Genomic DNA, 26,940 nt, shown 5'->3' with positions numbered 1-26,940 from the left:
CACCGTGTTGCGACCACACGGTCAAGTGCGGGTCGACCGGCCTCAGCTCACAATCACCACGACTTTGCCAGCGCCAGCCGAAGCTAGCTTGTGCGCCGGACTCATGGATGCGAGCGGCAATACGTGGCCCACACGCGGAAAGTAGAGTCCACGCCTGCCGAGTTCGGCAGTCTGTTCCAGGAGTGCGGAGTCATTCTCAGCGTTCACGATGCGGACTCCTAGCCGCGCGGCTTCCTCCGTGCCCACCACTGACACCACGCGGGACTTGTCGCCGACGATGTCCACAAGATCGACCAGGGCCGGCGATGGTGCAGCATGCAAGGCCGCGAACACTCCCTCCGGCGCCAATGCAGCGACGCGTTCGGCCAGACCGGGCCCATAGGTCGTCGCAGTAGCCCCGAGGTCGGCGAGGTGCTTATGGTTCGCGGGGCTCGCCGTACCGATTACTGTGGCTCCGGCGGCAATTGCCAAGGCCGTCGCAGCGCTTCCTACAGCTCCCGAAGCACCTTCGATCAATAGCGTCCGACCGGTCAGATCGCCGAGAGCGTTGATCGCGCCTGCCGCGGTAACAGATGCGAGCCCCGCGGCGGCCGCCTGCTCGATGGACCATTGCGGAGGCACCGCGCTCCATGCGGTCAGCACTGCGAACTCCGCCGTTGTGTCGCTCACACCGCCGAGCCCGAAGACGAGGTCGCCGACGCTGGAATCCGTCACCCCTTCCCCAACCTCATCCATGACTCCGACGGCGTCGCGTCCAGGAATCGCAGGAAGGTCTAGAGGGAGCAAATCCTGCAGGGTGCCGGCGCGAAGAAGGTAGTCGATGGCATTGTCACTCACCGCCTTTACCCTGATCCGAATCGAGTTCGCCCCGGCGTGAGGTTCGGCAGCTTCCTCCACAACTAGAACGTCTGGGTCTCCGTACCGGTGGAAGCGTGCAGCTCGCATCGTTATCTCCTGTTCGACTGAGCAAGGTTTTTCCTTGCCACGGAAAGCAACACTAGACGGGAATGCTTGCCGTGGCAAACGTTATAGAATTCAGGCATGGCCTTTGAAGAGCGATTGTCCAGTCACGAGGACCGAACCTGGTCATTGCTTGTCGGAGTCATGATGTGGCTGCCGGCTGAGCTGGACACGTACTTGGAGCGCGTCGCGAAGTTGAGTCACGCGGAGTATCAGGTCCTGCGATGGCTGTCGCTCAGCGAAGAACGCGAAATCCACATGACTCGCTTGGCCGCGACCGCAAGCGTCACCCCTTCGCATCTATCGCGGATAGTGGCCCGACTGCAGGAGCGAGGATGGATAACCCGCAGCAGCGATCCCCGCGACGCTCGCAGGACCCTGGCCAAATTGACCGATGCCGGGGCGGATATCGTGGCCGTGACGGAGCCCGGGTATTGCGCGCAGGTGCGCCGCAATGTGTTCGCACACCTGACGCCAGCAGAAGTTCACGGGCTGGAAGATATCGCCGAGGCCGTACTGACGCCGTTGCGGGAGGATTGCGTCAAGGTATTGCCCCCACGCACCTCCCAGTGAAACGCGGCTCGTCCCTTTACTCGCTCGCGAGTTGAGCGTCGTGCACCACGCGAGCGACCTGGACGCGGTTGGTGGCATCCAGCTTCACGAAGACGTGCCCGATGTGCGTCTTGACCGTCGCGACGCCCATGAAGAGTTGCACCGAGATCTCGGTGTTCGAGAGCCCGCGACCGACGGCGATCGCAACTTCACGCTCGCGATCGGTCAACCCCTCGAGCAAAACGACGGCGCGCTCGCGTTCGGCGTGCGAGCCGCCCGTCACCTTGGCGATGAGCTGGGCCGTGACGCTCGGTGACAGTATCGACTCCCCCGCGGCCACACGTCGCACTGCGTCGACGATATTGCCTGGCGACGTGTCTTTCAGCAGAAAGCCGACCGCGCCGTATCGCAGAGCCGTGACGACAAGCTCGTCCGTGTCAAATGTCGTCAACACGATAATTCGAACCTGGTCGCCACGGCGTGTCAAGGCCTTCGTGGCCTCGAGGCCATCCAGCAGCGGCATCCGGATGTCCATCAGCACCACGTGCGGAGACGCTCTCGCGATCATGTCGAGCGCTTCACGACCGTCGGAGGCCTCGCCCACGACGCTCAGCGAGGAATCACCACCCAGGATCATCCGCAGGCCCGCACGAACGAGAGCATCGTCATCAACGATCGCGACGCGTGTCGTCACGCCCACGGCAGCCTCGCCGTCACGACAAAGCGATCCCCGCGGTCGATCCCGTAGTCGAGACTGCCGCCGGAAAGCTCGGCGCGCTCCCGCAGGCCCAAGAGCCCGACGCCGCTGCCACGAAGTTCGGTCTCGATCCCTCGCCCGCGCGGGTTACGCACGACGACCAGCAACTCGTCGACGCGCTTTTCCAGTACAAGATTCACAGGTGCCCTCCCCGCGTGCTTACGAGCATTGGTGAGGGCTTCCTGAACGATTCGGTAGGCGGTTCGAGACACCGAATCGGAAAGCCCTTCGAACGCCGATCCTCGTGGGCCGTCACCCAGATCCAATTCAACAACTCTCATGGTGACGTCCATCCCGGCCTCCCGGGAGTCGGCGAGCAAGGCAGGCAGCTCTGCAAGGGTGGGCTGCGGGGGCTCTGCATGCTCATCTCCATCGCTCGAACGCAGCACACCGAGGATCTGTCGAAGCTCGGTCAACGCGAGCTGTGCGTTGTTCTGTATGACCGTTGCCGCCTCCGCGGTCTCAACGCGGGTGAGGTCGGTTCGGTAATTCAGCGCTCCCGCGTGCAGGCTCACGAGCGAGATGCGATGCGCGAGCACGTCGTGCATCTCGCGTGCGATCCGGGTGCGCTCAGACTCCCGCGCCGACTGTGCACGAAGGGTCTGTTCACGTTCGGCGTTTTCTACCCGGTCGCGCAGGGAAGCAAGCAGTTCACGCCGCGCACCGATGTAGAAGCCTGTCGACACACAGACAGCGTAGACGGCGACAGCCAAGCCGCCACCCGCCCAGGTAAAGGCGAGGTCCGAGGTCGTGCCGGGCACACGTGGTCGGAGCACCAGCTCGTTGATCAACGCGGACCCGACCCAGAGGAAGCCAATGGCGACGGCTGGCTTCCAGCGCCGACGAGTGCTCATCGACACGACGGCAAGCATCGCCGGTCCCACCGCGAAGCTAGAGATCACCGTGAGGCCGACGGATACCACCGACGCGATCATCGGGTGGCGGTGGCGTGCCGGCAGGACCGCGACCGCAACGAGACCGGCGACGAGATCCAGAGTGACGAAGCCGCCAATCACGGCGACGTCGTCGGCGGTCAACTCGATGCCCCTCGGCGCGCTGTACGCCGCGATGACGGCGCCCCACAAGCTCAAACCGATTGCCCCCGCCACGAGGTACCGCCAGATTCGCGACCACGGTCCGAGGCGCGGAGCACCGGCTACCAGGGTCGACGCTCCGCGCGCGCTGGATGCAGCGAAAACCCCAGCCGCCACAGCGGCGGGGCCGGAGCGCTGCCTGTTGGTCACGTTCTCCAGCGTAGGTGGTTGCATCCCGCAGTTGTTCCTCCCTAACGCTCTACCGCCTCAACCCAAAGGTGGAGGGAGACGAGACCATGCGCTGATTTGCGTGGGAGCGCACTGAGCGATTCTTGGACACATGATTACCGCAACCAATCTCACCAAGCGCTACCGAAACTCGCCGGCGGTCGACGACGTATCGTTCTCCGCCGAGCCTGGCCGCATTACGGGATTCCTCGGCCCCAATGGTGCCGGAAAGTCGACGACGATGCGTATGCTCGTCGGCCTCGCCAAACCCACGTCGGGTAGCAGCAGCGTGCTCGGCGTTCCGTTCCGTTCCCTTGACAACCCGGGCCGCCACGTCGGTGTGCTGCTCGATGCGGGCGCCCAACACCCGGGTCGCACTGGCCGAGAATCACTCGCACTCTCGGCGCAGCTCATGGGCATGCCGGCGGGCAGAGCCGACGACGTACTCGAGATCGTGGGACTGACGGCGAAGGAGGGGGCTGGGCGTCTTCGCGGCTACTCCCTCGGCATGCGCCAGCGGCTTGGCCTTGCTAACGCCCTGCTCGGCGACCCCGCCGTGCTGATTCTCGACGAACCGTCGAACGGGCTCGATCCCGCGGGAATTCGGTGGATGCGGGGCGTTCTCACGTCGTTCGCTGCCTCGGGCGGCACTGTGTTGCTCTCATCCCACCTCTTGCTCGAGGTCGAAGCCGTCGCCGACGACCTCGTCATCATCGGGCGGGGCAGGGTGCTCGCCAAAGGAAGCGCTGCCGAGCTGCTCGCCGCGAAAGGCACGTCGGTGCGCAGCTTGGACGATAACGCACTCAGCCGAGCCTTAACCGTCGCCGGTTTTGATGTCACCCGTGTTGCGGACGGGCTGTCGACCTCAGCATCTGTGGACGATGTCGGTCGGATCGCCCTCGGGGCGGCAATCGTCGTGACCGACCTCCACCCGGCCTCGAACGCCGGACTCGAAGAACTGTTCTTCGCTATGACCGCCCAGCACGGGCGAGGGGATGTACCCGCATGACTACTCCAGACATCAGGCACGATTCGACGTTGGTCGCGTCAGATAGCCCATTCCCGCAGGGCCGGCGCATCCGCCCGACGGAAGGTGTGCCGTTTCTGCGCCTCGCGTCTGTCGAACTTCGGAAGCAGGTAGACACTCGCTCCGGGGTGTGGTTGCTTGTCACAATCGCGGTGATCAGTGCAGGTCTGATCACATTGCCGCTGGTCACGGGCACAGCCGACGGCCTGTCCTTCACAAACTTCGTGTCGGGCGCTTCCGCCGGCCAGCTCTTGCTTTTGCCACTGATCGGAGTGATGGCGTCGACGAGCGAATGGTCCACCCGCACGGCGCTCACGACGTTCACTCTCGAACCTCGGCGTACACGTGTCGCGCTCGCCAAGCTCGCCTCGGCAAGCTATCTCGGCATGGTGCTCATGGTTGTGACCCTTGCGGTCTCCGCCGTGTTCAACCTCATCGGCATCGTGTGGCTCGACACGGGTGGCTCGTGGGAGATCGATAGGCCGATCATTCTCGGTACCGCCTTTGCGCTCATCTTGCTTGTGGCACAGGGCATCGCCTTCGGGCTTGCGTTCTTGAGCACACCGGTGGCGATCGTGGCATACCTCGGTCTGCCGACGGTATGGTCGATCCTCAGTTTTGCCATCGAGCCGCTGAGACCTGCTGAGTGGCTGGACATGACCAGCACTCTTGGCGCTCTCATGAGCGGGCTGATGACGGCGGACGCCTGGGCGAAACTGCTTGTCTCGGTCCTGGTGTGGGTCGGAATCCCTCTCTCGATCGGTCTGTGGCGCACGGCGCGCCGCGAACCGTAAGAACCCTCAATGGGTCGGTGGCGGCGATTGCCGCCGCTGACCTCGGGCCGGCGCGAACGTGCCGGATAGCGACGGTCTTTTTATTCAACGACGGAGGATTTCGTGACGTGGAGCACTCGTGAACTCGCGGATCTCGCGGGAACGACGGTCAATGCGGTTCGGCACTATCACTCGCTTGGGCTGCTCGACGCTCCCGAGCGCAAAGACAACGGATACAAGCAGTACCAAGTGCATCATCTCGTGCGGCTGATTCAGGTGCGGCGCATAGCGGAACTGGGAGTTCCGCTAGCGCAGGTGCGCGCAGATGAGGATGGCGTCGTGGTGCTGGGTGGCCTGCAGCAACTCGACGTATGCGTGCAGGAGGAGATCGAGCGTTTGCATCGTGCCCGATCTGACATGGCGGCGATTCTGCGCGATCATGCACCCGTTCACACTCCCAGGGGCTTCGAAGCCTTGGCGTCGCGGCTGTCTGTGGCAGACCAGGCGCTTGTCCACATCTTCACGACGCTTTCCGCAGCGGAATCAGTGTCCGGACTGAGGCAGATGGTGCTCACGGAGCCTGACACGATCAGGCTCGAGTTCGATGGCCTGCACAGCAACGCAGACGAAACCACACGGGAGCGCGTGGCCCACAGAATGGTCGCCGCGAGAGCCAACTGGCGATCCCCCGACCGCCCGTGGTCAGGCCATCGTCGTCCCGGTCGATGGCGGCGCGACCACGAAGCGCGACAAACGATCTCCGAGGCGCTCCGCGAACTGTACAACTCTGCCCAGCAAGACGTTCTCCAGCGGGCTCGCACGGGCGCGTCCGAGGAAGGCGTCTCCCTTTCCGCCTGACCGCCCCGGTTTACGGACCCGGTTCACCGGCCCGCCCCATGAACTCAGACCTGTACAAGGATCACATGACCGCTTCAGATACATCCAAGACATCACTAAATACTCTCCTGACCGACAGGATCGGCTGGCTCGGACTGCGCAGCGGCCAGGTCCTGCTGGCAATCGTGCTCGCTTCAACAGTCGTCTGGGGCCTGGTCCAGTTGCAGCTTGTTGTCATACCGGTACTGACCGCCCTCATCATTGCCTCCGCGGCTTCTCCCGTGATGAGGTTTTTGAAGGGGCGCGGACTCTCCTCCCTCGCTGCGACGTGGATCACGCTGCTCGTGGGCATCGTCATCTTCGGCACAGTCAGCACCCTCATCGTTCTTGCGGTTGAGAACCAGGTCGATGAGCTGGTCGTTGCCGCTGCCGATGGCATCGAAACTCTGCAGGGGTTCCTCATCAATGGTCCGCTGCCGATCGAGCAGGAACAGATTGACTCTGCCATCGACGGTGTTGTCGGTTTCCTGACCAGCAGCCAGTTCAGCTCCGGTGCGCTCGCAGGGGTCTCCGTGGCCGGCCAGCTCGCCACCGGCGGTGTCCTCGCGATCGTCATCCTCTTCTTCTTCCTCAAAGACGGTCCGAAGATCTGGGAGTTTTTCATCAGCCCGCTGAAGGACGAACGCCGTGCCAGAGGCGAGCGTGTCGGCAGCACAACCGTGCGTGTACTCGGCGGATACGTTCGAGGAACGGCGATCGTCGCGTTTGTGGATGCTGCAGCCATCGGTATCGGCCTCATGATTCTTCAGGTGCCGCTTGCGCTCCCGCTGGCCGCGCTGGTATTCGTCGGGGCATTTATCCCCCTGGTCGGCGCAACAGCGACCGGAATCCTCGCAGCACTCGTCGCTCTGGTCTTCAACGGCTGGGTTGTGGCCCTGATCGTTCTTGCCATCGTGGTTGCGGTCAACCAGCTCGAAGGCACCTTTTTGCAGCCTGTCGTGATGGGCAACTCTCTTAAGCTGCACCCGCTTGTCATCCTTGTGGCGCTAACCGCCGGGACCGTCCTGGGCCAGATCACCGGTGCAGTGCTGGCGGTGCCCATCGCCGCGGTCGCCTGGGCCATCGCCAAGATCTGGAATGCCCAGGGCGATCCGGATAGGCGTCCGACAACGCCGCCTTCAGCCGAGGTGGGCGCTTCCGTCGCCCGGAAGGCCCCGTCAAAACCCCCGAGGGCGCGGGCTCAGCGTAAAGTGCTCCTGCGCTAGCTGGCACGGCCGTCGCACTCCGGGCAGGCGCGAATCTAGTGAGACGACTCACCGACCGCTCGACAGACGGGCGCCAGGGGTCAGAACGGACGATGGAAGCCGTTGAGGAGGAGGTCGGCAGCGGCATGAAGCGCTGCGGGCGGGACACCATCGATCAGTTGCGTGGAGACACCCAGCACAAAGGAGTGCACCATGACCGCCGATATCGCAGGATCGAGATCGGCGCGGTTCGCACCGGTATCGACACCTCGACGGATGCACGCCTCGATGCCTGAACGGTCCTCCGCGCGACGTTCGGCGACGACTCTTCGGGCCGCGACGTCATCGTCTCCGCCCGCGCCAACGGTCGCCGACACCGCGACGAGACAACCACCCGGATGCGCGGGGTCGGACTGCATCGTGATAGTCCCGTGAAGCATCTGGCCGAGCGCATCGAGCGGGTCGAGTGTCAGGTCGCCGACGAGTTCGCTGACCCGTCCCGGCCCGGCGATATAGTGCTCGATCGCACGCTGGAACAGGCCCTCCTTGGACCCGAAGGCGCCGTAGAGGCTCGCGGCTGAGAGACCGGTCGCCGCACGAAGTTCCGCGATCGACGACGCCTCATAACCGTGCCGCCAGAACACCTGCATTGCAACGTCGAGCACCTCGTGCTCCACGAAGGCCCTCGGTCGTCCCATTTGTGCCATCTCAGCCCTTTCGGATCGTTCGTTCCAGTTTGACATACCACGACTTCTTGATCACTATTGGAACGTTCGTTCCATAAATTGAGGAGAGATATCAGTGACCGTTTCACTACCCGAATCCACCGCCTCGATAGAGTCGGACCACAAAAATCGACTGCCCGTCCTCGCTCTCGTCCTGATGGCTCTCTCGGGATTCATCATCATCATGACGGAAACGCTTCCGGCCGGGCTGCTCCCCCAGCTCGCCGCCGAGTTCCAAGTCAGCGACGGCGCCGTCGGGCAGCTGGTCACCGCTTATGCACTCGGTACTGTCATCGCGGCCATCCCCACAATCGCGATGACGCGGGGCGCATCCCGCAAGCCGCTGCTTGTCGTCGGACTGCTCGGCTTCTTGCTCGCGAACACCCTCACAGCGATCGCGCCGACTCTCGTGACCGCGCTCATTGTGCGATTCATTGCCGGGGCGTTCTCCGGACTGATCTGGGGCATGCTGGCGGGCTACGCGCGCCGCATCGCCGCCCCCGAACACGCGGGCCGCGCCCTCGCGATCGCCATGGCCGGCACCCCGCTCGCGCTCTCGATTGGGACACCGCTCGGCGCTTGGCTCGGCTCGATCGTGGGCTGGCGGTGGTCCTTTGCCGGCGTCTCCGCACTCACGGTGGTCGTCGTGCTCTTGGTGCTCGCATTCGTGCCGAACGCGCCAGGACAACGATCAGACACCCGACTCCCCCTCGGACGTGTACTCGTGATCCCGGGCGTGGCCGTGGTACTCGGAGTGGTGTTCGCCTGGATGCTCTCCCACAATCTGCTCTACACGTACATCGCACCCTACCTCGACGGCGTGGGGGTCGATCTCCGCCCCGACGTCGCCCTCTTCGCCTTCGGAGCCGCCGCACTGGTCGGTATCTGGATTACGGGCACCCTCATCGACCGTTCGCTTCGACGCCTCACCCTCGCGAGCACCACGACTTTTGTCATTGCCGGTGCACTGCTGCTCGCCTTCCCGGCGTCGCTCCCCGTGACAATCCTCGCCGTCGCCCTGTGGGGCGTCGCATTCGGCGGCGCCGCGACACAGCTTCAGACGGCGATCGGCGATGCGGCCGGCGAGAGCGTCGACGTTGCGAACGCGATGCTCACCACAGCCTTCAACCTTGCCATCTTCGGCGGAGGAGCGATCGGGGCGCTCCTGGTAGACGACAGCGGACCGGCTACGCTCCCCGTTGCGATGATTGCACTGTCGGCGCTCGCTCTCCTGACAGTCGCCTTCGGCCGAAGGCACGCCTTCCCGTCACGCTAGACGGCCGCGGCACCCGCCGCGTCCCGGCGTGGGGTTGTCGGTGGCGCTGCGCCGAGGGAAATACGCTCGCGCCAGGTGACCATGCGCCAGATCCATTCGACGGGCCCGTACCTGAAGTAGTGCAACCACACGCGGCTGGCGACGTTCTGCATGACGAGGATGCCGAGCGCCAGCAGGAGAACGGGCCCGATCGTGGTCATGGTGGTGAAGTCGACGACAGCGCTGACAGAGAAGACGATCACGGATGCTCCCACGTAGTTGCTCAGCGACATCCGCCCAATAGGTTCGAAGAGCACTGTCACAAGCTTTCGCGCGGGGGTGTTCCACAGGAAAGACAGACCGGTTACGTAGATGGAAGCCATAATGAGGCCGGCCACGGACCCGGGGGTCAAGAACCGGGGATCACCGGGTGCAGTCCCCTGCCAGAGCAGACCTGGAATTAGCAGCACCATCGAAATCGCGAACGTCGCCACCACTGCCCGCGATCTGGTGTCAAGCGCTTGGCCGAGACCAAAGGCGCCCAGAGCGGCCCCCAACAACATGAGTCCAGGTGTGGCGGCGAGTCCGCCACCGGTTGCGGCATAGGCGGCGACCACGAGCACGACGCCGAGGACAAGCTGCACGGTTCGTGGGGCGAGAAGCACGACCGGTACGACCAACAGCCCAATGACGGCGTACTCACGCAGCACCTCTCCGGGATAAATCAGGGAATGCAGAAGCCCGATGACGAAGAGCGCCATCAACCGGGCGACAAGTGCCGACCACGGTCGTCGCTCACCACGGCGCGCTCCATGCGCCACGAAAGTCAGGCTCATTCCGAAAAGGAACGTGAAAATTGGAACGAATCGAGTTTGGACCAACCATTCCAGTGCTTCTTTTCCTGCGACGGGCGCGCTGTCTTGTTCCAGCCCGTATCCGAGCTGCACGATGTCGGGGATATTGACTAGCAAGATTCCACAGAGCGCGAACCCTCTCAGTGCGTCGATGACGGCCCAGCGCTGGGTTGCGCCGGGTGTGAGACGAGGCGGCATGTCGGTCTCCTTTCAAGAGGTGACAGTCGAGAACACACCGTGTCCTCGGCACAGAGTCAACCTGGAGTCCATCCGGCGATATTTTTTGTTGCAAAAACGAGCGCTGTAAAGCTAGGGTTTACACATGCAAAACAACGTGACACATGCAATGCAAGACCTCAAGCGGCACGCAGACGCATTCCTCGCGGCACGCGTTCTGACCGACGGCGACGACTTCGCCGGCGCGATCGGGTACTCGCTCCGAATCCAGACGGCTGCAGACGATGTCGTTCGCGCCGTCGTGCAGCAGTCGCGTGAGCGCGGCGCTACGTGGCAGACCATCGGCGACGCTCTTGGTGTGAGCAGACAGGCAGCTTTTCAGCGCTACGGCAAACCCATTGACCCACGAACCGGAGAACCCATGAACACCACACCCCTCAACGACGCCGCCGAATTGGCCCGATCAATCGTCCACGACCTTGCCGCCGGCCGGTGGGAGCTCGTCACCGAGCGATTCGACCCGGCTATGCGTGACGGGCTGTCGGAGGATGCCCTGGCGGCGGCGTGGTCACAGATTGTGGGCTTGTCCGGGGGGTTCGAAGGCCAGGGAGAACCGGTCGTGTCGCGAGCCAGCGATGTGACGGTGACCAACACGCCGCTCTCCATGGAGGCGGGCGATTACACTGCGCGGATCTCCTTCCGTGACGACCGGGCCATTACTGGCCTGCACATCCTCCCGGATCAGACGCAGTGAGCGACCACACCTCCGGAGGAGCTCCCATGCTTGACGCCCCAGCACGTTCTCGACTGAGTGGCCGCGACATCCGGTCCATTGCAATCTTCCTGTCGATCGCCTTTGTGCTCGCGTGGGCTATCGCGCTCCCGCTCTGGTTCGGCGACGGAATCGATAGCCCGACGGGCATGATCGGGACCGTCGCAGTCGCGACCATGGCGACTCCCGCGATCGCCGCACTGATCATGGTGTTCTTCATCGACCGGGATCGGCAGAAAGCCAGAGTGCTCGGGCTCTGGCCGCTGAAGCCCGTACACCGACTGGTCAAATACTCCCTCGTGGGAATCTTCGTGCCAATCGCGCTCGTTCTCGTCTCGCTCCCAATTGGTGCACTGCTGGGGGTGTATCCGGCAGACTTCGTGAACTTCTCGGGATTCGAGCAGGACCTCGCCCAACGGGCACAAGCTGCGGGGTCGGGCGAGTTGACGATTGATCTCGGCATGCTCGTCGCCATCCAGCTGCTCATGCTCCCCGTGGCGGCGTTCCTCAACCTGGTTCCGGCACTCGGAGAGGAACTCGGCTGGCGAGGCTGGCTTCTCCCGAAGCTCATGCCGCTCGGAACGGTACCGGCGATTGTGATCTCGGGCGTCATCTGGGGACTCTGGCACGCACCGATGATCCTCCTCGGCTACAACTACCCCGACGCGCCGGGCTGGCTCGGACTCACCATGATGGTCGGCTTGTGCATCCTCGTTGGCGCGGTCTTCGGCTGGCTGCGACTTCGCTCCAACTCTGTGTGGCCCGCGGCCCTTGCACACGCAGCGTTCAACGGGGCCGCCGGCACCATCCTGATCTTCTCCATGGCGGGAGAACACATCGACACCACGCAGGCGACCCCCCTGGGATGGAGCGGATGGATCGTCCCGCTCGCACTCGTCATCGTCCTCGTCGCCACCGGTCAATTCCGCCGCCCCCCGACCGCGCGGACCGCGGCCGAAGCGGAGCCGGCAGCAATCGACGAGGCAGTCCCCCGCTCGCGCTAACGGGAATCGAAAACGAGCGACCGCAGCGTGTGACCGGTGCACCGGCATGCGTTGTGCGACCGCAGCCGCGACCATCCTGCGACTTGCCGGAGGCAACTCCCGACTGGACGATCGGCCCCCTCAGTCAGCTTGAGCGATTCCAGAGACTCGTTGTCACGTCTCATCCACGTCGTCGAATCGTGCCCGTGCCCGCTCCACCTCAGGCATGTTCGCCGTCGTCCAGCGCAGGAGCGCGTCGATGAGCTCATTGAGCGTATCGCCAATCGGGGCAATTCGGTACTCGACGCCGAAGGGCCGGGTAGCGATCACGACGCGTTCGACCATACCGTTGCGCTCGAGTCGTCGAAGGGTCGTGGTGAGTGACTTCTGACCGACGACGCGGATCTCGCGGCGCAGTTCGTTGAAACGCATGGGGCGGCCACACAGCACATCGAGCACCTGTATCGACCACTTGTCGAGAACCTGATCGAGGAGTTCGCGGTGCGGTGCATTGACCTGGAGCAGGCCCGCGTCGGGGTGGGAGGTGTCGTTCATGACACTTAGTCTCGTTGAAGTTCCCTTCGTGCACTAGGTAGACATAGGGTACCGACTCGATTCGAATTGAGGACTACCTATGACCGTTCTGCTGCTATCCCCCGAAGGCATGATCCAGCCCGTTCCTTATGCCCACGTCTCCGTTGCCACGGGCAGCCGCCATGTGCATGTCGCTGGCCAAATTGGCCGCGACGCCGACACTGACCATCTGCCCGACGACCTCGCCAGGCAGGTTGCCCAAGCGCTGCGCAATACCGCCCGTGGGCTCGCCAGCGCGGGGGCGACCTTTGCCGACGTCGTGCGCCTGCGGTTCTTCGTTACCCAGTGGTCGCCCGAGAAGATGGGCGACTTCATGGCAGGCGTCGACCTTGTAGCCCGGGAAGTCGGTCTATCGCAGCCGATGCCACCGGCGTCACTCATCGGCGTTGAGATCTTGTTCGAAGCCGACGTGCTCGTCGAAGTCGAGGCGTACGCCGTGTTCGACTAAGCCGGCGACTGAGGCATGGCTGCCCCATCGCAAGGCGCTATGGCCGAAGAGCACTATTGCTCATGCTCCCCGTGGCGGCGTTCCTCAACCTGCTTCCGGCACTCGGAGAGGAACTCGGCTGGCGAGGCTGGCTTCTCCCGAAGCTCATGCCGCTCGGAACGGTACCGGCGGTTGTGTTGCCGGGCGTCACCTGGGGACTCGGGCACGCACCGATGATCCTCCTCGGCTGCAACTACCCCGACGCGCCCGGCTGGCTCGGCCTCAACGGTGTCGCAGCGCTTGCAGCCGCAGCCGCAGCCGCAGCCGCAGCCGCAGCCAGAGGCTGGCCCGCGCGGCCAACCGATGCGTAGCGAGCCCCAAGACCACGGCCGAGATCCTCCTGGGGACGAAGAACGCGCTAAAGAAGGTCAAAGCGAAGATCGGATTCTCGATCGACGTGTTGATCGATCATCGCCGATGCAAATGATCGGTGGTCTCGTCCGGACAGGCCGGGCAGGTGTAGTCGCTCGGTCCTGCTAGCAACCATGAAACTGGGAGGAAGGGCACTGACCGTGACCGAGCGCGCCGCGCACATGTCGATGTCCGGGTCGGCAAGGGAATCCACCCCACGAGCATGAGAGGCCGGCCGACCTGATCCGAGTCGCTACCGGTCCGCGAACACACCCGCGTTTCCGAAGACGTACTCACCGAAGCGGTCGCCGATTCTGCGGTGCCCGGCTGGATTCGGGTGAAGCCCGTCCGGAAGAGGCGTTTCGACACTGTCTTGTTCCCCGAACAGCTCACGGCCATCCAAGTAGTGCAGATTCGGATCGTCGACTGCGCGTTCAGCCACGACCTGCGCCAGGAGGCTGCGGATCATTGTCAGCGTCAAACGCGTAGGGTCAGCGGGATCCCCTGTGGCATGAAAGGTGAGCTGTCCACCGCTGAAGTCCGGAGCAATGGGTCCTGGCGTGTCCTCCTGCATCGGACAGAAGATCGGAGAGACCACTAGGAGTGGAATGGTCGGATGCCCGTCGCGGATCGTGTCGAGGAATCCATGGACGGCCGGCACGAAGGCACGTACTCGCATAATGTCTGTGTTCGTCAGGTTGATTCCTATCTTGATGCTGATCACATCGGCGGCTGTGTCTCGCATTGTGCGAGCGACGAACGGGTCGAGCAGCGCGTTGCCGCTGAATCCCAGGTTGATCAGGTCCGTATCGGCCATCGTCGATGCGATCGCCGGCCAGGTGGCGCTGGGACTCTCGGCAGTCGACCCGTGGCTGATCGAGCTTCCATGGTGCAGCCAGGCGCGTCGAGGGCGGCCCAACCCGCTGAGAATAGGGGCGTCACTTCGCAGTTCGAGTATTTCCGTCGTCTCCGACTGCGGCAACCAGATCTGCACTTCCTTGTCCGATGCCGGCAATCCCCGGAACGTGGACGTCGATGATGGTCTGGTCTGGGTGTCAGTTTCCTGCGTCATCATGTCGACGACGTGAAGAATGCCCGCACGCACGGCCCACTGAGCTACGAGCAGTCCGTCCACATACAGGTCGAGCTTTCCATCCGCCGGGACTGGGCCGCCCTTGAACGCTGTTCGCGTCGACATCAGGTCCAGCTCGATTGCCGTGGCGCGCGTTCGGAAGATCAGGCGAACACCCGACGGCTGGCTTTCCACGCGCGCAAGGTACTCATCAGCGAACTGACGGCGCGCCCACGAGGGAAGCCGATGGGGCAGCACACCTCCGGGGGTGCGCTCGAGTTCCACAGCACCGTGCACCAGGTCCTCATCTATCTCGGTCGTAATCCACTCGGTCATGACTACCTTTCCTGATGGTTTGCGCAAACGGTTTGACAACCAGTTGCCTAGGACTCCTAGGTAACTCTAGTATGGTCCTAGGAAAAGAGAAAGGTTAACTCATGGCTCGTGCAGGACTCACGCCCGCCCGCATCATCGACGCCGCTGCCGACCTAGCTGACAAGGACGGCTTCGAGAGTGTGTCGATGTCCGCTGTCGCGCGGCTCTTCGAGGTCAAAGACGCCAGCCTGTACGCGCACGTCCGCAGCCTGCACGAACTGCGGTCCGGTGTGGCGGTGCTCTCCTTGGCCGAACTCGCTGACCAGGTCGGCGCGGCCCTTGCCGGGCGCGCGGGACACGACGCACTCATCGCCTTCGCCAACGCGTACCGCGCGTACGCCACGCGTCATCCCGGCCGGTACGCCGCGACACAAATGACGTTGGAGCCCGATGTCGCCGAGCATAGCGCCGCCGCACGCCATGCGGCCATGACCAGGGCGATCCTGCGCGGCTACGCGTTGAACGAACCCGATGAGACGGATGCGGTGCGACTGCTGCACGCAACCTTTCACGGCTTCGTTCTCCTTGAACGCGGCGGAGGCTTCAGCCGTGGCGCTCGATCCTCCAGCGCATCGTGGGAGCGCGTCCTCGACGCGCTGCACACCACGCTGAGCAACTGGCCATCCAGCTGACACCCGCTTAGTCTCTACTTTCCATCGCCGGCCACGATCGTCACGACCGATTGGCACGGCGACCTCTTTGGCGCGCTCGCGCGCACTCATCTAAAAGGACTCAGACAATGACAGACCGAACGTTACTGACGCGCACCGCCAATCCCAATCTCGTGGTGGCCACCCTTGCGCTGGCGGGCGTGAGCGCTGCGTTCATGCAAACGATCCTGATCCCCCTGCAGCCCCGGCTGCCCCAGCTGCTCAACGCCACGAGCGAAGGCACCGCGTGGGTCATCACCGCCACCCTGGTCGCTGCCGCGATCAGCAGTCCCATCGCCGGTCGACTCGGCGACATATATGGCAAACGACGCATCGCAATGGTGTTGCTCGTGCTCCAGCTCCTCGGAGCGATCCTCGCAGCGCTGTCCGACACCCTCCCCCCGATGATCATCGCCCGAGTACTCCAGGGAACGGCTGCCGGCGTCATCCCGCTAGGAATCGCCATCCTTCGAGACGTCTTACCCCCGCGTCGCCTCGGCTCGGCCATCGCACTCGTCAGCGCGACCCTCGGGGTCGGCGGAGCGCTCGGCCTCCCCATCAGCGCACTGGTCGCCGACAACCTCGATTGGCATGCCCTGTCCTGGATCGCCGCGGCTCTGACCGCGATTTGCCTGGTTCTGTATGCCGTCCTCGTGCCTGCCAACACGTCCCGCACAGCCGGCAGGCTCGACATCATCGGAATAGCCGGCCTCACGGTCGGACTGGTCGGATCCCTCATCGCCGTGTCTCGCGGCGGAGAATGGGGCTGGGGCGACCCGCGGACCCTCACCCTGCTCATCGGCGGCATCGTTGTGCTCTGTGCCTGGGGCGTTTTCGAGCTCCGTACCACCGACCCTCTTGTCGACCTCCGGGTAACCGCACGCGGACCGGTGTTGCTCACCAACCTCGCGTCCATTGCCATGGGGTTTGCCTTGTTCGCCTCTAACATCGTCTTCCCGCAGCTGCTCGCGCTGCCAACCACTACAGGAATCGGACTCGGACTTTCTCTGCTCGCTGCCGCACTCGTGCTCGCTCCTTCGGGCCTTGCGATGATGGCGATGGCACCCGTCGCCGGGCGCATTCAGCGAGTACATGGCCCGAAGCCGTTGCTGATCGCCGGAGCCGTGGTCATCGCGATCAGCTACGGGGGCGCCTTACTCTTCCACGCGACTCTCTGGCAGATCCTCATCGTCAACACTCTCGTTGGCGTGGGGATCGGTCTCGGATACGCCGCGATGCCGGCCCTCATCATGCAGGCCGTTCCCGCGAGCGAGACCGGAGCCGCCAACGGGCTCAACGCGCTCATGCGATCGTTGGGCACGAGCGTCGCAGCTGCCGTAGTCGGAGCCGTGCTGGCACAGTCCGCAATGACCGGCGGCAGCAACACCGGCCCAACGGAGTCAGGGTTCATGCTCGCCCTTACCCTGGGACTGGCAGCGGCGGTCGTCTGCATCGTCATCGCCGCCTTCATTCCACGTCCCAAGATCCCGACGGATGGCCTCGGTGTGAAAACCACACGCTAGGTTAGCGCGAGGATTCGAACCGAGGTCTCGACGGGCGTCTCGTTCGGGTAGCGATGAATACTACCTCCGCCACAACGTGGCGGGCATTCAAAACGGCGCTGCGGCCCTACGTGTCAGGGTTGGGTGAGGCCAGTACCTCAGAGCAAGTCCGCCGTTTGACGTAGGGCGAGAATCAGGAATCATCACCATGTCCAGTCCGTCTTTGAGCGCAGTGCGCGACGATAGTCATATGAGTAGTCCCGGACCCCGAGCTGGTGGCCCGACCTCGAGAAGGTCGTTCAGCCCAGCGCAGAAGCTTGCCTACCTCGCCGCGTACGACACGGCCATTAAGAACAACGAGGGCGGCGCGTATCTGCGCACCGAAGGGCTCTACTCCTCGCAGATCACGGAGTGGCGAAAGCTGCGTGACGCCGGTGTCCTCGCGGGAAAGAAGCCCGGGGAAAAGATTGGCCGGTTGACTCCGGAGCAAGCTGAAATTGCCCGGTTGCGTCGCCAGTTGAGCAAGACCGAGCAGCGCCTGGAAACGACGGGGGTGGCGTTGGAGATCATGTCAAAAATGCACGAGCTACTCGAAAGTCTTTCGAAGAGCTCGCGGGACGAAACACCGCACACGAAGCCGTAATGACCGCGTACCGCGAACTGGCCAGCCGAGGCATCTCGACTCGCGTCGCGGCCGACCTAGTCGGGATCCCTCGAGCAACCGCCACGCGCAAACGACGCATCTCGGTGCCCGGACCGGCTCAGGTCCCGGCGAACAAGATCGGCGACGAGGGCCGCCGGGAGATCCTCGACGTCGTCAACTCGAAGTCGTTCGTTGACCTGCCACCGATCCAGATCTACGCCCAGCTACTCGACGCAGACACCTACTTGTGCTCAATATCAACGATGTATCGGGTGTTGAACGAGAACCAGCAGGTCAAGGACCGCCGCCGCCTGGCACGCCACCCGGCCCGGGCGATCCCGGAACTGACGGCCACGGGACCTGGCCAGGTGCTCAGCTGGGATATTACGAAACTTGCCGGCCCGATCAAGGGCAAGTACTTCGATGCTTACGTGATGATCGATATCTACTCCCGCTACATCGTCGGCGCGTATGTTCACGCGTCGGAATCGGGAGAGCTGGCGGTGGAGATGATGAAGGAGATCTTCGGCATTCACGGCGTCCCGCAGGTCGTTCACGCCGACCGCGGCACGTCGATGACGTCCAAGACCGTCGCCGCGCTGTTGTCTGATCTGGAGGTCACCAGGTCGCACTCGAGGCCTCGGGTGAGTAACGATAATCCCTACAGCGAGGCGTGGTTCAAGACCCTGAAATTCGCACCGACGTTCCCCGAACGCTTCGGCTCCCTCGCCGACGCGAAGACGTTCATGGCCTCATTCGTCGACGGCTACAACCACGAACATCGCCATTCCGGGATCGGCCTCAACACGCCAGCCGACGTTCACTACGGCCTCGCCGAGGCGAAGGCCGTGGCACGGGCGGCGACGCTGGACGCGGCACGCGCACGCTTCCCAGAGCGATTCAGCACGACCCAGGCACCAAAGATCCTGTCCATTCCCGCGACGGCATGGATCAACAAACCAGCCGCCAAACCCCTCGAGAATGAAGGGCTCGAACTAGCCGCCTAAACTCCCACTGGCCTCATTCACCTTGACAAATTCCGCGGCGCCAGGCCGACGCGTCCGTCGCTGCCTGCACGCAATGGCTGACCAGATTGCAGCGACCGATGTACATAGTGCGGTGCGCTGGAGAGAGATCGCACAGTCATCCATCCAACACGTCACCGTGGACCGCTACTTGTGACCATTCACCGCTGTCTGCCGACCGCTCCACGTGGGAAAGCGACCGAGGGAAGGGCGATGTGTTCCGCCGGCGGCAAGATTCTTTGCTTGACCGTGTTGTAAGCACAAGGTGTGTACTCGTGAGAGAGGAGACCCGCGCGGCCCGCCGGTGCGCGATCACAATTTCTTTCAGGAGACAGATATGACCAGCCCGCTTCACACCACCCTATCCGACCGGCCCTTTGGGGTTCACTTCCGTCTCCCCCGGTGGAAATCGCTAGTCGTTCTGATATCCGTACCAGTGTTATTGCTGCTTGTGCAGATCATAGTTTTTCAAGCGGTCGTAATGATTGAAGGTCCTGCGGATCCGCTGAAGCCTCGACTTACGCCGTTGACAATCCTGGCGTCAGGAATCAGTACTGCCATCACGGCGCTCATCGCAACGATATTGGTGGCTCGGCTAGCAAGAATTTCGTGGCGGAGCGTCTTTAGCCACAACCGCAAGTTTGATTGGCGGCGTCTAGGAATCTATTTCGCGGCTTCGGTGCTGCTGGTCGGGCTCAGTGTTGTTGCCACTGCCCTCATCGCGCCCGAATCGGCAGGTTGGGGCGGCTTCGACGTCGGGGCCACCACGATTGGCATCATTCTCGTGACTTTGTTGGCTATTCCCCTGCAGGCCGCTGGCGAGGAAGTCGCGTTCAGAGGGGTAGTCGTTCCTGCGGCCGGGTCGTGGTTTCGCGGTGTGCGCCCAGCGATCGTCCTTGGCATCGTCCTTTCGGGTTCGTTGTTCGCCCTCGTCCATGTGTCGATCGACCCGTGGTTTGTCAGCTACCTGTTTGTTTTCTCCGCTTGCACTGTGTTGATGGGGCTGATCAGCGGCGGCCTCGAAGCCGCGATGGCGCTCCATGTCTCAAATAACGTCCTCGTGGGCATCATCAATGCCCTTTTCGCGGGCAACGACGCGACCGTAGTTGACCGCGCCTCCGGCTCCGGACCTGGAGCCTCACTGATCATCCTGATGGTTATGAACGTCGCCGTAGTAGGCACGGTCTGGCTGATCGAGCGCAAGAAACATAGCGCAGCTGGTCCCAAGGTGCTTGTGTCTGCTGGCTAAGTTCCCCCCAACGTAGGCACCCCGCCGCCCTCGCTCCAACGAGAGCGGCGGGGCTAACAGCCTGACCACTACCCGGCAAGCTCGGCCACCCGAGGCAGGATGACGTAGATCAGCGTGACCGCCTCGTAGAGCGCGCCGATGACCAGCAGCACGAAAGCGGGCAGGATCAGCCAGCCGAACTGCTGGAGTCCACGAAGGTAGCCCCAGCGCCGGTTGGAGGCACCGACTGTTCGGGGGAGGATCCAGGACCGACCGAGGATGTAGGCGCCGAGTGCGAGGAGTACATAGGCCTCTATCTCGACGACCACGGTCACGAGATGTGGGAGCATCGCGCCCCAGAGGTCCGATCCACTTGCGGCGAGGGTCAGGCCGATCTCGGCCACTTTATAGCCGAAATATGCGATGCCGGCAAACGGCACGACAAGGGAGGGCAAGACGATTACGGCGCCGACGTTTACTGCGTTGTTGAAGAGAATGGCCAGCGCGAAGAACCAGACGTTGCCGAGAAGCGGCGCGATTTGGTCTAACGTGCCGTCCTCGACAAGCCCGTTCACCTGCCCAGCGCTCAGCTCTGGGAAAAGCATCCCCACAATGAAACCCGCCACCAACAGCCCGAACAGCGCAACGTTCAGGACGACAAACGGTCGGCGGTTTTCGCGAATGACCTGAAATGGTCTGAGAAGCACGTTGGTGCGTCGTTTGGTCGTTCGGAAACCTGGTTGTGTAGTCATGGGACCACTCAAACCCGTATTCCCACCACAGAGTCAAGGGCGGTCAGCATCCACATCGACCGCCTGACCGTTGAGGCCTACTCTGAGATCGAGATGACCACTTTCCCCTGTACGCCGCGGGTTTCAAGTGCGGCGTGTGCGTCCGCGGCACGGGCCAGCGGAAAGACGCGATCGAGTATGGAGCGAATCTCTCCCCGCTCGACCTGTGCGGTGAGCCGCTGGAAGTCCCGCCGTTCAGGCTTGCCCAGGAAGTAGCGGATGCGTCGAGCGCCGAAAGCAGCGCTGGCCGCAATGGTCACAAGGCTGCGTATGGGCGCCTTCTTGTCGAACGCGATCGACACCATTCTTCCGCCCGGCGCCAGCAGGCGGCGAAACGCGAGCAGGTCACTCCCGTGCGCATCAAAGATGACGTCATACATGCCCAGCTCCTCACGCGGCGTTACCCGGTAGTCGTACACCGCATCAGCTCCCAGCCCCCTCACGAATTCTTGGCTTGACGCACCCGCGAGCGCCGTCACGTGTGTTCCGAGCATCTTCGCGAGCTGCACTGCCACGCTGCCGACGCCACCTGCCGCGCCTCGCACAAGCACTCGCTCACCGCGCTGCACGCCTGCCTTTTCCACGAGACCGGTATAGGCGGTCGTGCCGCCGGCAAGGAGTGTGACCGCTTCCTCCGAACTCAGATTGTTCGGTGCCCGCGCGATCTGGATCGCGGGAACGCTCAGGAACTCGGCAAGCGAGCGGGGCCCTCCCTTCTCATCGACTATGCCCCAGACCTGGTCGCCGATGGATAGTCCGCCAAGATCGGCTCCGGGATCGGTGGCGATGAGTGTTCCGACAAAATCGATTCCTAGTTGCTTCGGAAAACGACGGCCGGTGATAAGGCCAAGCTTCCCCGACCGAAGCAACAGGTCCGCGCCGTTGACTGAGACGGCGTCGACTCGCACAAGGACCTCTCCTGCTCGCGCCTCCGGCATCGGAAGGGTCCCCCGGTGAAGTTCCTCCGGGTTGCCGTACCGATTGAACAGGACTGCCTGCATGCTCTCCATGATGTGCTCCTTGCTATATTTGACCACTAAGCGGTGTGGCCTCTCCACTTGCAGACGATAGCATGTAACTGGGCAGGGCTAACCACTTACGAATGTTGCCCAACCGGTATCGTCCGCTGAAGAGAAAGGGCAGGCCATGACTGTTGCCGAACGTCGATTGCGAGCGGACGCCGCGCACAACCGTCAGCTGATTCTGGAAGCCGGGCGCGCGGCATTTGCCAGCGACGGAATTGACGTCTCGATGGCCGAAATTGCGCGGCGCGCTGGTGTGGGATTCGCCACAGCGCAGCGCCGCTTCCCGACGAAGGACCACCTGCTTCGCGAAATTATCGCTGAAGAGCTCTCAGGCATACAGGAAGCAGCTACCGACCCCGCTTCAGAAGGCGACCCCTGGGAGGCATTCACTACGTCGATTCGCACGTGCGCGGCTCATCAGGCTCTGAACCCTGGTCTTGCGGGCGCGATAGCTGACAGCGTGAGCGCCGCAGCACTGACGGACCCCGCAGGACACATCGGCTCGATGTTCACCTCTATCGCCCAGCACGCCACCAACGCCGGAATGCTGCGTCACGACGTCACTTTGGGCGACGTGCTCGCTATCCTCCAAGGGAACGCGGGAGTGATCGCCCACTCGCCTGGGAATGAAATGCCCGCCTCGGCACGCTTCGTCGAGCTCGCCCTGCGCGGTCTTCGCGCCAGCTAAGCGCGAGCGAGCGAGCGCCATCCATACGCCAGTGCAGTGGACCGGCTTCGCCAGAGATAACCCACGCGCCGCCCGCATGACGGTCAGCAAGCGAGCAAGCGCAGCTCAGTGTGAACGGTGCGACCGCATCGTCATTGGGATGCTCGTGCACCCCGCCCGACAAATATGACCGCGAGGACGCCACACCTGCAGCGCTGACCGCGTCCCGCAAAGGTCACGTCCCGCTGAGTGGAGTTTCACGTCTCGCGGTGATCCCGCCGGAGGTCAGCTCGCCCTTGCTCCTCACAATTGTGCCCGAGAGGCGACTGACGACAGGCAACAATCAACACGGCGGCAGGCCACCGGGTCCGTTCGCACCTGGACACACCAATGGGATTCCGCACTACCCAACGAACACGAGAACCAACGCGGACAAACCAAAGTGCGCGCCCGGAATCGGGTCAAAAGATGGCCCACAGGACGCGGCCAGTCAAATCGAACCGAACGTCCTCGGCGAATCTTGCTATTCACCGGGACTTCTTGTCGGGCCGCTAGGATTTGATCCTGCGGCCCGGCGACTCTCAATCAAATCCGCGGGCCACGCCTGACAGCTCCACGCACGAGCGCAGAAACCTCCCTGATCAGCATAAACAGAACCCTGACCAGAGTTACATCCCCTTTACGATTTCAGTGAGATAGCGATTGCTCCATTGCAGACGGTCATGCGCCACTTAGATATGGGCATCTCACTGAAATCGTAAGGGGGAGTTACATGCGAATTCGCGGGCACCAGTCTCTCATCGAGATCGAATGGAGATTCCAGAATTTGGGCTCACAAGCGCTGCGTAAACGGTGGGTAAATGATGACGACACGTGTTTCTTAACGAAAAGAGTCCTGATAACCTAGGTTTATCAGGACTTTTGTCGGGCTGACAGGATTTGAACCTGCGACCCCCTGCTAAACCGGAGCAGTTGTGGTCGTCGCCGAATGTCTCGGAACCTCACGGGTTCCCATGTCTGTGCAGCAAACCGAACGGTTCACTACCTCCGATCCTAGCCGGACATCCTTGGTCCATCACGGATGATTTAGGTAGGTAAATGGTGGGCACCCAACCATTGATTGGCGCGGTAGCGACGAATTACACCACCCGGCGGGGCGTGACCGTTTTTCCTCCACTCTGCGTGTCACCGTGTGAAAATACCCTCAACCACGTGTTTTCGTAGTACCGCTCAGGGAGGCCGGCGGGCGAACACTCGGTATTGATGACCAATCCGAAGTGTCCGTAGGTCCGGGAAATTTCTCTGAGTGCCGTCACCTTCATCCCCGAGTCGGCAACGGGAGCCGCCACCGTCGGATCGCCGAGCAGCACGGTTAGTTTGCGCACATGCTTAAGGACGCGGGTGAGACGCTCGTGCGGTTCCTACTGTGACGCACAACTGGGCAGCCAGCCGCCAGACACACGAAGACTCCGATTGCAGAAATGCAGCCGTGGTCTTCCTGCGTTGTGCGACTACTCGTCTGCAGCCGGCAGCTCTGCTGGGAAGTCTGAGATCGTGGCCAGGAACGCACCAGAGACATAGTGCCCATCGCCGTCACCAAACAACTCGATCAGAACCGCGTCGCCATCTTGCTCGAGGGCTCTGTACTGACCGCCAGCCTTGAACTCAAGCCCGTCGTCAGCCACGCCATCGGTGTGGATGGTGAAGACCTGCTCGATCACCTCTGACCTGGCGCGTCGGTTGGCCAGGGTGGCCTTTGCAGCCTCGATAAGCTTCTTCCCGCCAAACTCTCCGAGGCGGATCACGCCATAGCCCGCGGTGCCGACGACGGCCACACCAAGCGTGAGCGCCTTTGCTGGCCCACCCATTGCCTTCATGACGGTCGTCATCGTCTGATAAATGCCGAGGTTCCCCACGAGCACACCTCTCATCTCTGTCGTGTGAGTATATCGGCGCACCTGATCTCAGATTTCGGTGTCCTCCTAATAATGCACAGATCGCCGCGCTTGGATTCTGGCGAGGTTCCCTTTGTAGGCTCCCGACCCTGTCGCGCTGGCAAGGAGCAGGGCTGGCGGCATAAATGTGAACGATCCCGACGAACCGACGCTGAGTAGCTCGTCTCCGATGCTCATCACGTCTGACAAGTCCTCGTAACCAGCTGACCCCCAGCTTGTTCGAACCACCCCGACATTCGTTGGACCGATTCGCGCGCCGGTTAGCTCGACGACAGCCCAAGCTTGTCGAAGAACGCTCGGTTCCGTTCCGTCGCCGCGTTGACAAGTCGGTCAAAGCTCAGCACCTCGATGTAGGCCTTGTACGGCTCGATGAAGCCGAAGTAGCCCATGCCGTCGTGCGTCATGGTCAGGCCGGACAGCTTGCAACGATTCACCATCGTCGGCGTGAGGTCAGCAATGATGTAACAAAATGCCGGCGGGTCATCCGTCGATGGAATCGGGCGTCCGGTAGCGGTCTTCGCGGTACCTGCCCGAACGCGCGCGACGTAGTCCAGGCATTGTTCTATGGGATTCTTCCCTTCAGCCGCATCGTTACGCATTGGACGCTTGAGCTCCACAATGACGATGGACTGCAACGGCATCTTCTTGCCCTCGGCGGCGAGTACCGGCGCGTCCGGGCCGATGACGCGCGTCACGAGCACGTCGGGCCTGTTCATCGAATCATCCTCCGTGATGACGATGCTCTTGAATGTCTTGTCAGAGGCGAGGTAGTCATGGAATACGAGCCGCTCGTCAAGGATCCAGAGATTCGAGGCATCCGCCCCGACCTCGTTCGAGTCCTTCCGCATCGGGAAGAGCAGTTCATGGATCGACTCCTCCCGGGCATACTTGCCCTCGGCGTCGGACTGGATGAGCTTTTCGAGAATATGGAGAGTCGTCCGCCGCCGGGATACGTAGTTCGCCAGGTCTGACTGGTTGAACTCAGTCACCGTCTCGAGGTACTTGGCAAGGCGCTCGTCGTAGCCTTCAGGCTTGTCACCGCACGACTGAGCGAACACGGCCTGCCCCTCAGCCAACACCGCAGCCTCGATCTTCTGAACATGCCTATGGAGCTCGAGCTCAAGGTCCTGGTCTTTGATTCCTGGGTCGACCGTCATGCCGGAGGACTCGATGTACTTGATCAGCGGGCGATACTTTGGTGCTTTCGTGGTCACGAACTGATGCACCCGCTCCTTGCCTGCTTGCTGTGCGGCCGACAGAGGTTTCACCAGCACCCGCGCGACTTCTTGGAAGACCCTTCGTCTGATGTCGTCGAGCGACGGCTCGCCGACCAAGTTCTCCCCTGGGATTCGTTCGGGGAGATCGAAGTCCGTGCGGTCGGAGCGAACATGCTCGTCGAGGAAGTCTGATGTTAGGTAGCAGACATAGGTGAACTCGTCCGCATCCCCATCTGTGAGCCGGCCGTAGAGACCCGGCACCTTGCCGGAGATGTTTTCGTCCTTCACGACGCGATTCGCGGCGCACCAGTACAGCCGTGGCGTGGCGTTGCGCACGGAGGTCTTGAGCCGCAAGTTGAGCATGTTGAACCTGTGCCCGTCAACCACGATCGACGAGGTCGTCTCAGAGTGCTCGAGCTCTCTCAGATAGCCCTGGAGAAGGACCGACACATCACCATCGGTCACGTATACGTCAGGAGCACCGCCTGGCCGAAGAAAGTACCAGATGCAGTGCTCGAACATCTCGCGCGCGATGGCTTCAACCATCTTCGGGGCGCTCTGCTGAAAAGCCTTTTTGAAACCATCGAGAATGACCGTGGAACCTGAGTCAGAGAAGCCGCCGGGAGCTCCGTCCTGCTCCACTTCGCGCGCTACCGAGAACTTGAACTGCCGCCCCTGCAAGACGTTGGCATCGTCGTAGTATGCGCTCTGGACCTCGATTCGATCGAAGGCTTTGAGCCACAGTAGGCGACCGACTCCACGACAACCTATACCCGCTTTGTAGTCGCTATCAAGCGTCTCGAAGGAAACCATGTTCTGAGGAGTGAAGCCCACCCCGTTGTCCTGGATGCTGAACCCGGTAATTGGCTCCAGCGGCGCGCGGCCGGGGGTGGACGTCTCGAGATTGAATGCCACCTGCTGCTCGCGGTGGATCCGTACCGTGAGACGCCCTCGTCCAAGTTCTTGGGCATGCCTGGAATCGATCGACTGGATGCCGTTCACCACGGCCTCGAACAGCGGCAGGAGGGCATGAGTTTTCGGCAGCGTAGTGTTGCGTACCCGGCCTGCAAGCGACGTAGTTAGAGCCAAGGCGCATCCCCCTCAGATTCGACAATCCGAACTCTATTCGATCCCTACGACATCGTGGGCGTCGACGTGGGCGCCCCGACGGGACGCGGCG

At 62.6% G+C, this 26,940-nt stretch carries 26 protein-coding genes; 15 read left to right on the top strand and 11 right to left on the bottom strand.

The window, feature by feature from the left end:
• Positions 1–42 precede the first annotated feature (42 nt).
• Positions 43–945: an NADP-dependent oxidoreductase gene (locus BJ997_RS05330; RefSeq protein WP_035836324.1), complete on the bottom strand. Its 903-nt coding sequence runs from the start codon at positions 943–945 to the stop codon at positions 43–45.
• A gap of 96 nt (positions 946–1,041) precedes the next feature.
• Between BJ997_RS05330 and BJ997_RS05325 the strand changes: the two genes are divergently transcribed.
• Positions 1,042–1,533 (top strand): MarR family winged helix-turn-helix transcriptional regulator, encoded by a 492-nt coding sequence (locus BJ997_RS05325; RefSeq protein ID WP_035836322.1) that lies wholly within the window; start codon positions 1,042–1,044, stop codon positions 1,531–1,533.
• 16 nt (positions 1,534–1,549) lie between these two features.
• Here the strand turns inward: BJ997_RS05325 and BJ997_RS05320 are convergent, their stop codons facing one another.
• Positions 1,550–2,206, bottom strand: coding sequence for a response regulator transcription factor (locus BJ997_RS05320; protein WP_236628924.1), 657 nt, complete (start codon positions 2,204–2,206; stop codon positions 1,550–1,552).
• Entirely contained in the window at positions 2,203–3,513 is a 1,311-nt protein-coding gene (locus BJ997_RS21365) for a sensor histidine kinase (RefSeq protein WP_160175861.1), read from the bottom strand. The genes BJ997_RS05320 and BJ997_RS21365 overlap by 4 nt, the downstream gene beginning before the upstream one ends.
• Positions 3,514–3,643: 130 nt before the next feature.
• On the opposite strand from BJ997_RS21365, the gene BJ997_RS05310 reads away from it, so the two are divergent.
• The 4 genes from BJ997_RS05310 (at position 3,644) to BJ997_RS05295 (ending at position 7,433) form a co-directional block, all read left to right on the top strand.
• A complete protein-coding gene (locus tag BJ997_RS05310; protein ID WP_035836320.1) occupies positions 3,644–4,540 on the top strand; it encodes an ABC transporter ATP-binding protein in 897 nt (298 codons plus the stop codon).
• Complete coding sequence (locus tag BJ997_RS05305) at positions 4,537–5,352, top strand: ABC transporter permease (RefSeq protein WP_152602149.1); 816 nt, start codon at positions 4,537–4,539, stop codon at positions 5,350–5,352. Before BJ997_RS05310 ends, BJ997_RS05305 begins: the two co-directional genes overlap by 4 nt.
• A 102-nt stretch (positions 5,353–5,454) precedes the next feature.
• Positions 5,455–6,189 carry a helix-turn-helix domain-containing protein gene (locus BJ997_RS05300; protein WP_052542165.1) on the top strand — a complete coding sequence of 245 codons (735 nt, stop codon included), beginning with the start codon at positions 5,455–5,457 and terminating at the stop codon, positions 6,187–6,189.
• A 65-nt stretch (positions 6,190–6,254) separates the two neighbouring features.
• Positions 6,255–7,433, top strand: a complete 1,179-nt coding sequence (locus BJ997_RS05295; RefSeq protein WP_084141170.1) for an AI-2E family transporter — start codon at positions 6,255–6,257, stop codon at positions 7,431–7,433.
• 80 nt (positions 7,434–7,513) lie between these two features.
• Here BJ997_RS05295 and BJ997_RS05290 read toward each other — a convergent pair whose 3' ends face one another.
• A complete protein-coding gene (locus tag BJ997_RS05290) occupies positions 7,514–8,110 on the bottom strand; it encodes a TetR/AcrR family transcriptional regulator (protein WP_236628923.1) in 597 nt (198 codons plus the stop codon).
• A 103-nt stretch (positions 8,111–8,213) separates the two neighbouring features.
• Here BJ997_RS05290 and BJ997_RS05285 point away from each other — a divergent pair, with 103 nt between their 5' ends.
• On the top strand, positions 8,214–9,413 hold the full coding sequence (locus BJ997_RS05285; RefSeq protein ID WP_236628922.1) for an MFS transporter: 1,200 nt from the start codon (positions 8,214–8,216) through the stop codon (positions 9,411–9,413).
• On the opposite strand, the gene BJ997_RS05280 is transcribed toward BJ997_RS05285, so the two are convergent.
• Complete coding sequence (locus tag BJ997_RS05280; RefSeq protein WP_052542164.1) at positions 9,410–10,444, bottom strand: DUF418 domain-containing protein; 1,035 nt, start codon at positions 10,442–10,444, stop codon at positions 9,410–9,412. The two genes, BJ997_RS05285 and BJ997_RS05280, sit on opposite strands and share 4 nt — an antisense overlap.
• 124 nt (positions 10,445–10,568) lie before the next feature.
• Between BJ997_RS05280 and BJ997_RS05275 the strand changes: the two genes are divergently transcribed.
• Positions 10,569–11,177 carry a DUF3887 domain-containing protein gene (locus BJ997_RS05275; RefSeq protein ID WP_052542163.1) on the top strand — a complete coding sequence of 203 codons (609 nt, stop codon included), beginning with the start codon at positions 10,569–10,571 and terminating at the stop codon, positions 11,175–11,177.
• Positions 11,178–11,203: 26 nt separating this feature from the next.
• Positions 11,204–12,199, top strand: a complete 996-nt coding sequence (locus BJ997_RS05270; protein WP_201771705.1) for a CPBP family intramembrane glutamic endopeptidase — start codon at positions 11,204–11,206, stop codon at positions 12,197–12,199.
• A gap of 153 nt (positions 12,200–12,352) precedes the next feature.
• On the opposite strand, the gene BJ997_RS05265 is transcribed toward BJ997_RS05270, so the two are convergent.
• Positions 12,353–12,733, bottom strand: a complete 381-nt coding sequence (locus tag BJ997_RS05265; RefSeq protein WP_035836318.1) for a winged helix-turn-helix transcriptional regulator — start codon at positions 12,731–12,733, stop codon at positions 12,353–12,355.
• Positions 12,734–12,812: 79 nt separating this feature from the next.
• Here BJ997_RS05265 and BJ997_RS05260 point away from each other — a divergent pair, with 79 nt between their 5' ends.
• Together BJ997_RS05260 and BJ997_RS21900 are read left to right on the top strand one after the other, a co-directional pair.
• Entirely contained in the window at positions 12,813–13,220 is a 408-nt protein-coding gene (locus BJ997_RS05260; protein ID WP_035836317.1) for a RidA family protein, read from the top strand.
• A 62-nt stretch (positions 13,221–13,282) separates the two neighbouring features.
• Positions 13,283–13,570: a CPBP family intramembrane glutamic endopeptidase gene (locus tag BJ997_RS21900; RefSeq protein WP_035836316.1), complete on the top strand. Its 288-nt coding sequence runs from the start codon at positions 13,283–13,285 to the stop codon at positions 13,568–13,570.
• 293 nt (positions 13,571–13,863) lie between these two features.
• Here BJ997_RS21900 and BJ997_RS05250 read toward each other — a convergent pair whose 3' ends face one another.
• Positions 13,864–15,018 carry an SGNH/GDSL hydrolase family protein gene (locus tag BJ997_RS05250; RefSeq protein ID WP_035836315.1) on the bottom strand — a complete coding sequence of 385 codons (1,155 nt, stop codon included), beginning with the start codon at positions 15,016–15,018 and terminating at the stop codon, positions 13,864–13,866.
• Positions 15,019–15,119: 101 nt separating this feature from the next.
• Between BJ997_RS05250 and BJ997_RS05245 the strand changes: the two genes are divergently transcribed.
• From BJ997_RS05245 to BJ997_RS05230, 4 genes are all read left to right on the top strand, one after another.
• A complete protein-coding gene (locus tag BJ997_RS05245; protein WP_035836314.1) occupies positions 15,120–15,689 on the top strand; it encodes a TetR/AcrR family transcriptional regulator in 570 nt (189 codons plus the stop codon).
• A 107-nt stretch (positions 15,690–15,796) separates the two neighbouring features.
• The gene (locus tag BJ997_RS05240) at positions 15,797–17,230 is read left to right on the top strand and encodes an MFS transporter (protein WP_052542162.1); all 1,434 of its coding nucleotides are present in this window, start codon (positions 15,797–15,799) and stop codon (positions 17,228–17,230) included.
• 229 nt (positions 17,231–17,459) lie between these two features.
• Positions 17,460–18,859, top strand: a protein-coding gene (locus BJ997_RS05235; RefSeq protein WP_152602147.1) for an IS3 family transposase whose coding sequence is annotated in 2 segments (ribosomal slippage) — positions 17,460–17,781 and positions 17,781–18,859 — 1,401 coding nt in all. Because the reading frame shifts where the segments join, the coding sequence is not laid out codon by codon here.
• A 355-nt stretch (positions 18,860–19,214) separates the two neighbouring features.
• Complete coding sequence (locus BJ997_RS05230; protein WP_152602146.1) at positions 19,215–20,126, top strand: CPBP family intramembrane glutamic endopeptidase; 912 nt, start codon at positions 19,215–19,217, stop codon at positions 20,124–20,126.
• Between the two features lie 68 nt (positions 20,127–20,194).
• Here BJ997_RS05230 and BJ997_RS05225 read toward each other — a convergent pair whose 3' ends face one another.
• Together BJ997_RS05225 and BJ997_RS05220 are read right to left on the bottom strand one after the other, a co-directional pair.
• A complete protein-coding gene (locus tag BJ997_RS05225; protein ID WP_052542160.1) occupies positions 20,195–20,857 on the bottom strand; it encodes a stage II sporulation protein M in 663 nt (220 codons plus the stop codon).
• A gap of 77 nt (positions 20,858–20,934) precedes the next feature.
• Positions 20,935–21,906 (bottom strand): NAD(P)-dependent alcohol dehydrogenase, encoded by a 972-nt coding sequence (locus BJ997_RS05220; RefSeq protein ID WP_183323276.1) that lies wholly within the window; start codon positions 21,904–21,906, stop codon positions 20,935–20,937.
• 136 nt (positions 21,907–22,042) lie between these two features.
• On the opposite strand from BJ997_RS05220, the gene BJ997_RS05215 reads away from it, so the two are divergent.
• The gene (locus BJ997_RS05215; RefSeq protein ID WP_035836311.1) at positions 22,043–22,609 is read left to right on the top strand and encodes a TetR/AcrR family transcriptional regulator; all 567 of its coding nucleotides are present in this window, start codon (positions 22,043–22,045) and stop codon (positions 22,607–22,609) included.
• 1,490 nt (positions 22,610–24,099) lie between these two features.
• On the opposite strand, the gene BJ997_RS05210 is transcribed toward BJ997_RS05215, so the two are convergent.
• Positions 24,100–24,504, bottom strand: a complete 405-nt coding sequence (locus BJ997_RS05210) for a hypothetical protein (RefSeq protein WP_035836336.1) — start codon at positions 24,502–24,504, stop codon at positions 24,100–24,102.
• 299 nt (positions 24,505–24,803) lie between these two features.
• Positions 24,804–26,849: a hypothetical protein gene (locus BJ997_RS05205; RefSeq protein ID WP_035836309.1), complete on the bottom strand. Its 2,046-nt coding sequence runs from the start codon at positions 26,847–26,849 to the stop codon at positions 24,804–24,806.
• Positions 26,850–26,940: the final 91 nt, after the last annotated feature.

This window comes from Cryobacterium roopkundense (genome assembly GCF_014200405.1).
GTDB classification, from domain to species: domain Bacteria; phylum Actinomycetota; class Actinomycetes; order Actinomycetales; family Microbacteriaceae; genus Cryobacterium; species Cryobacterium roopkundense.
This window is presented reverse-complemented; position numbering and strand designations above follow the sequence as displayed.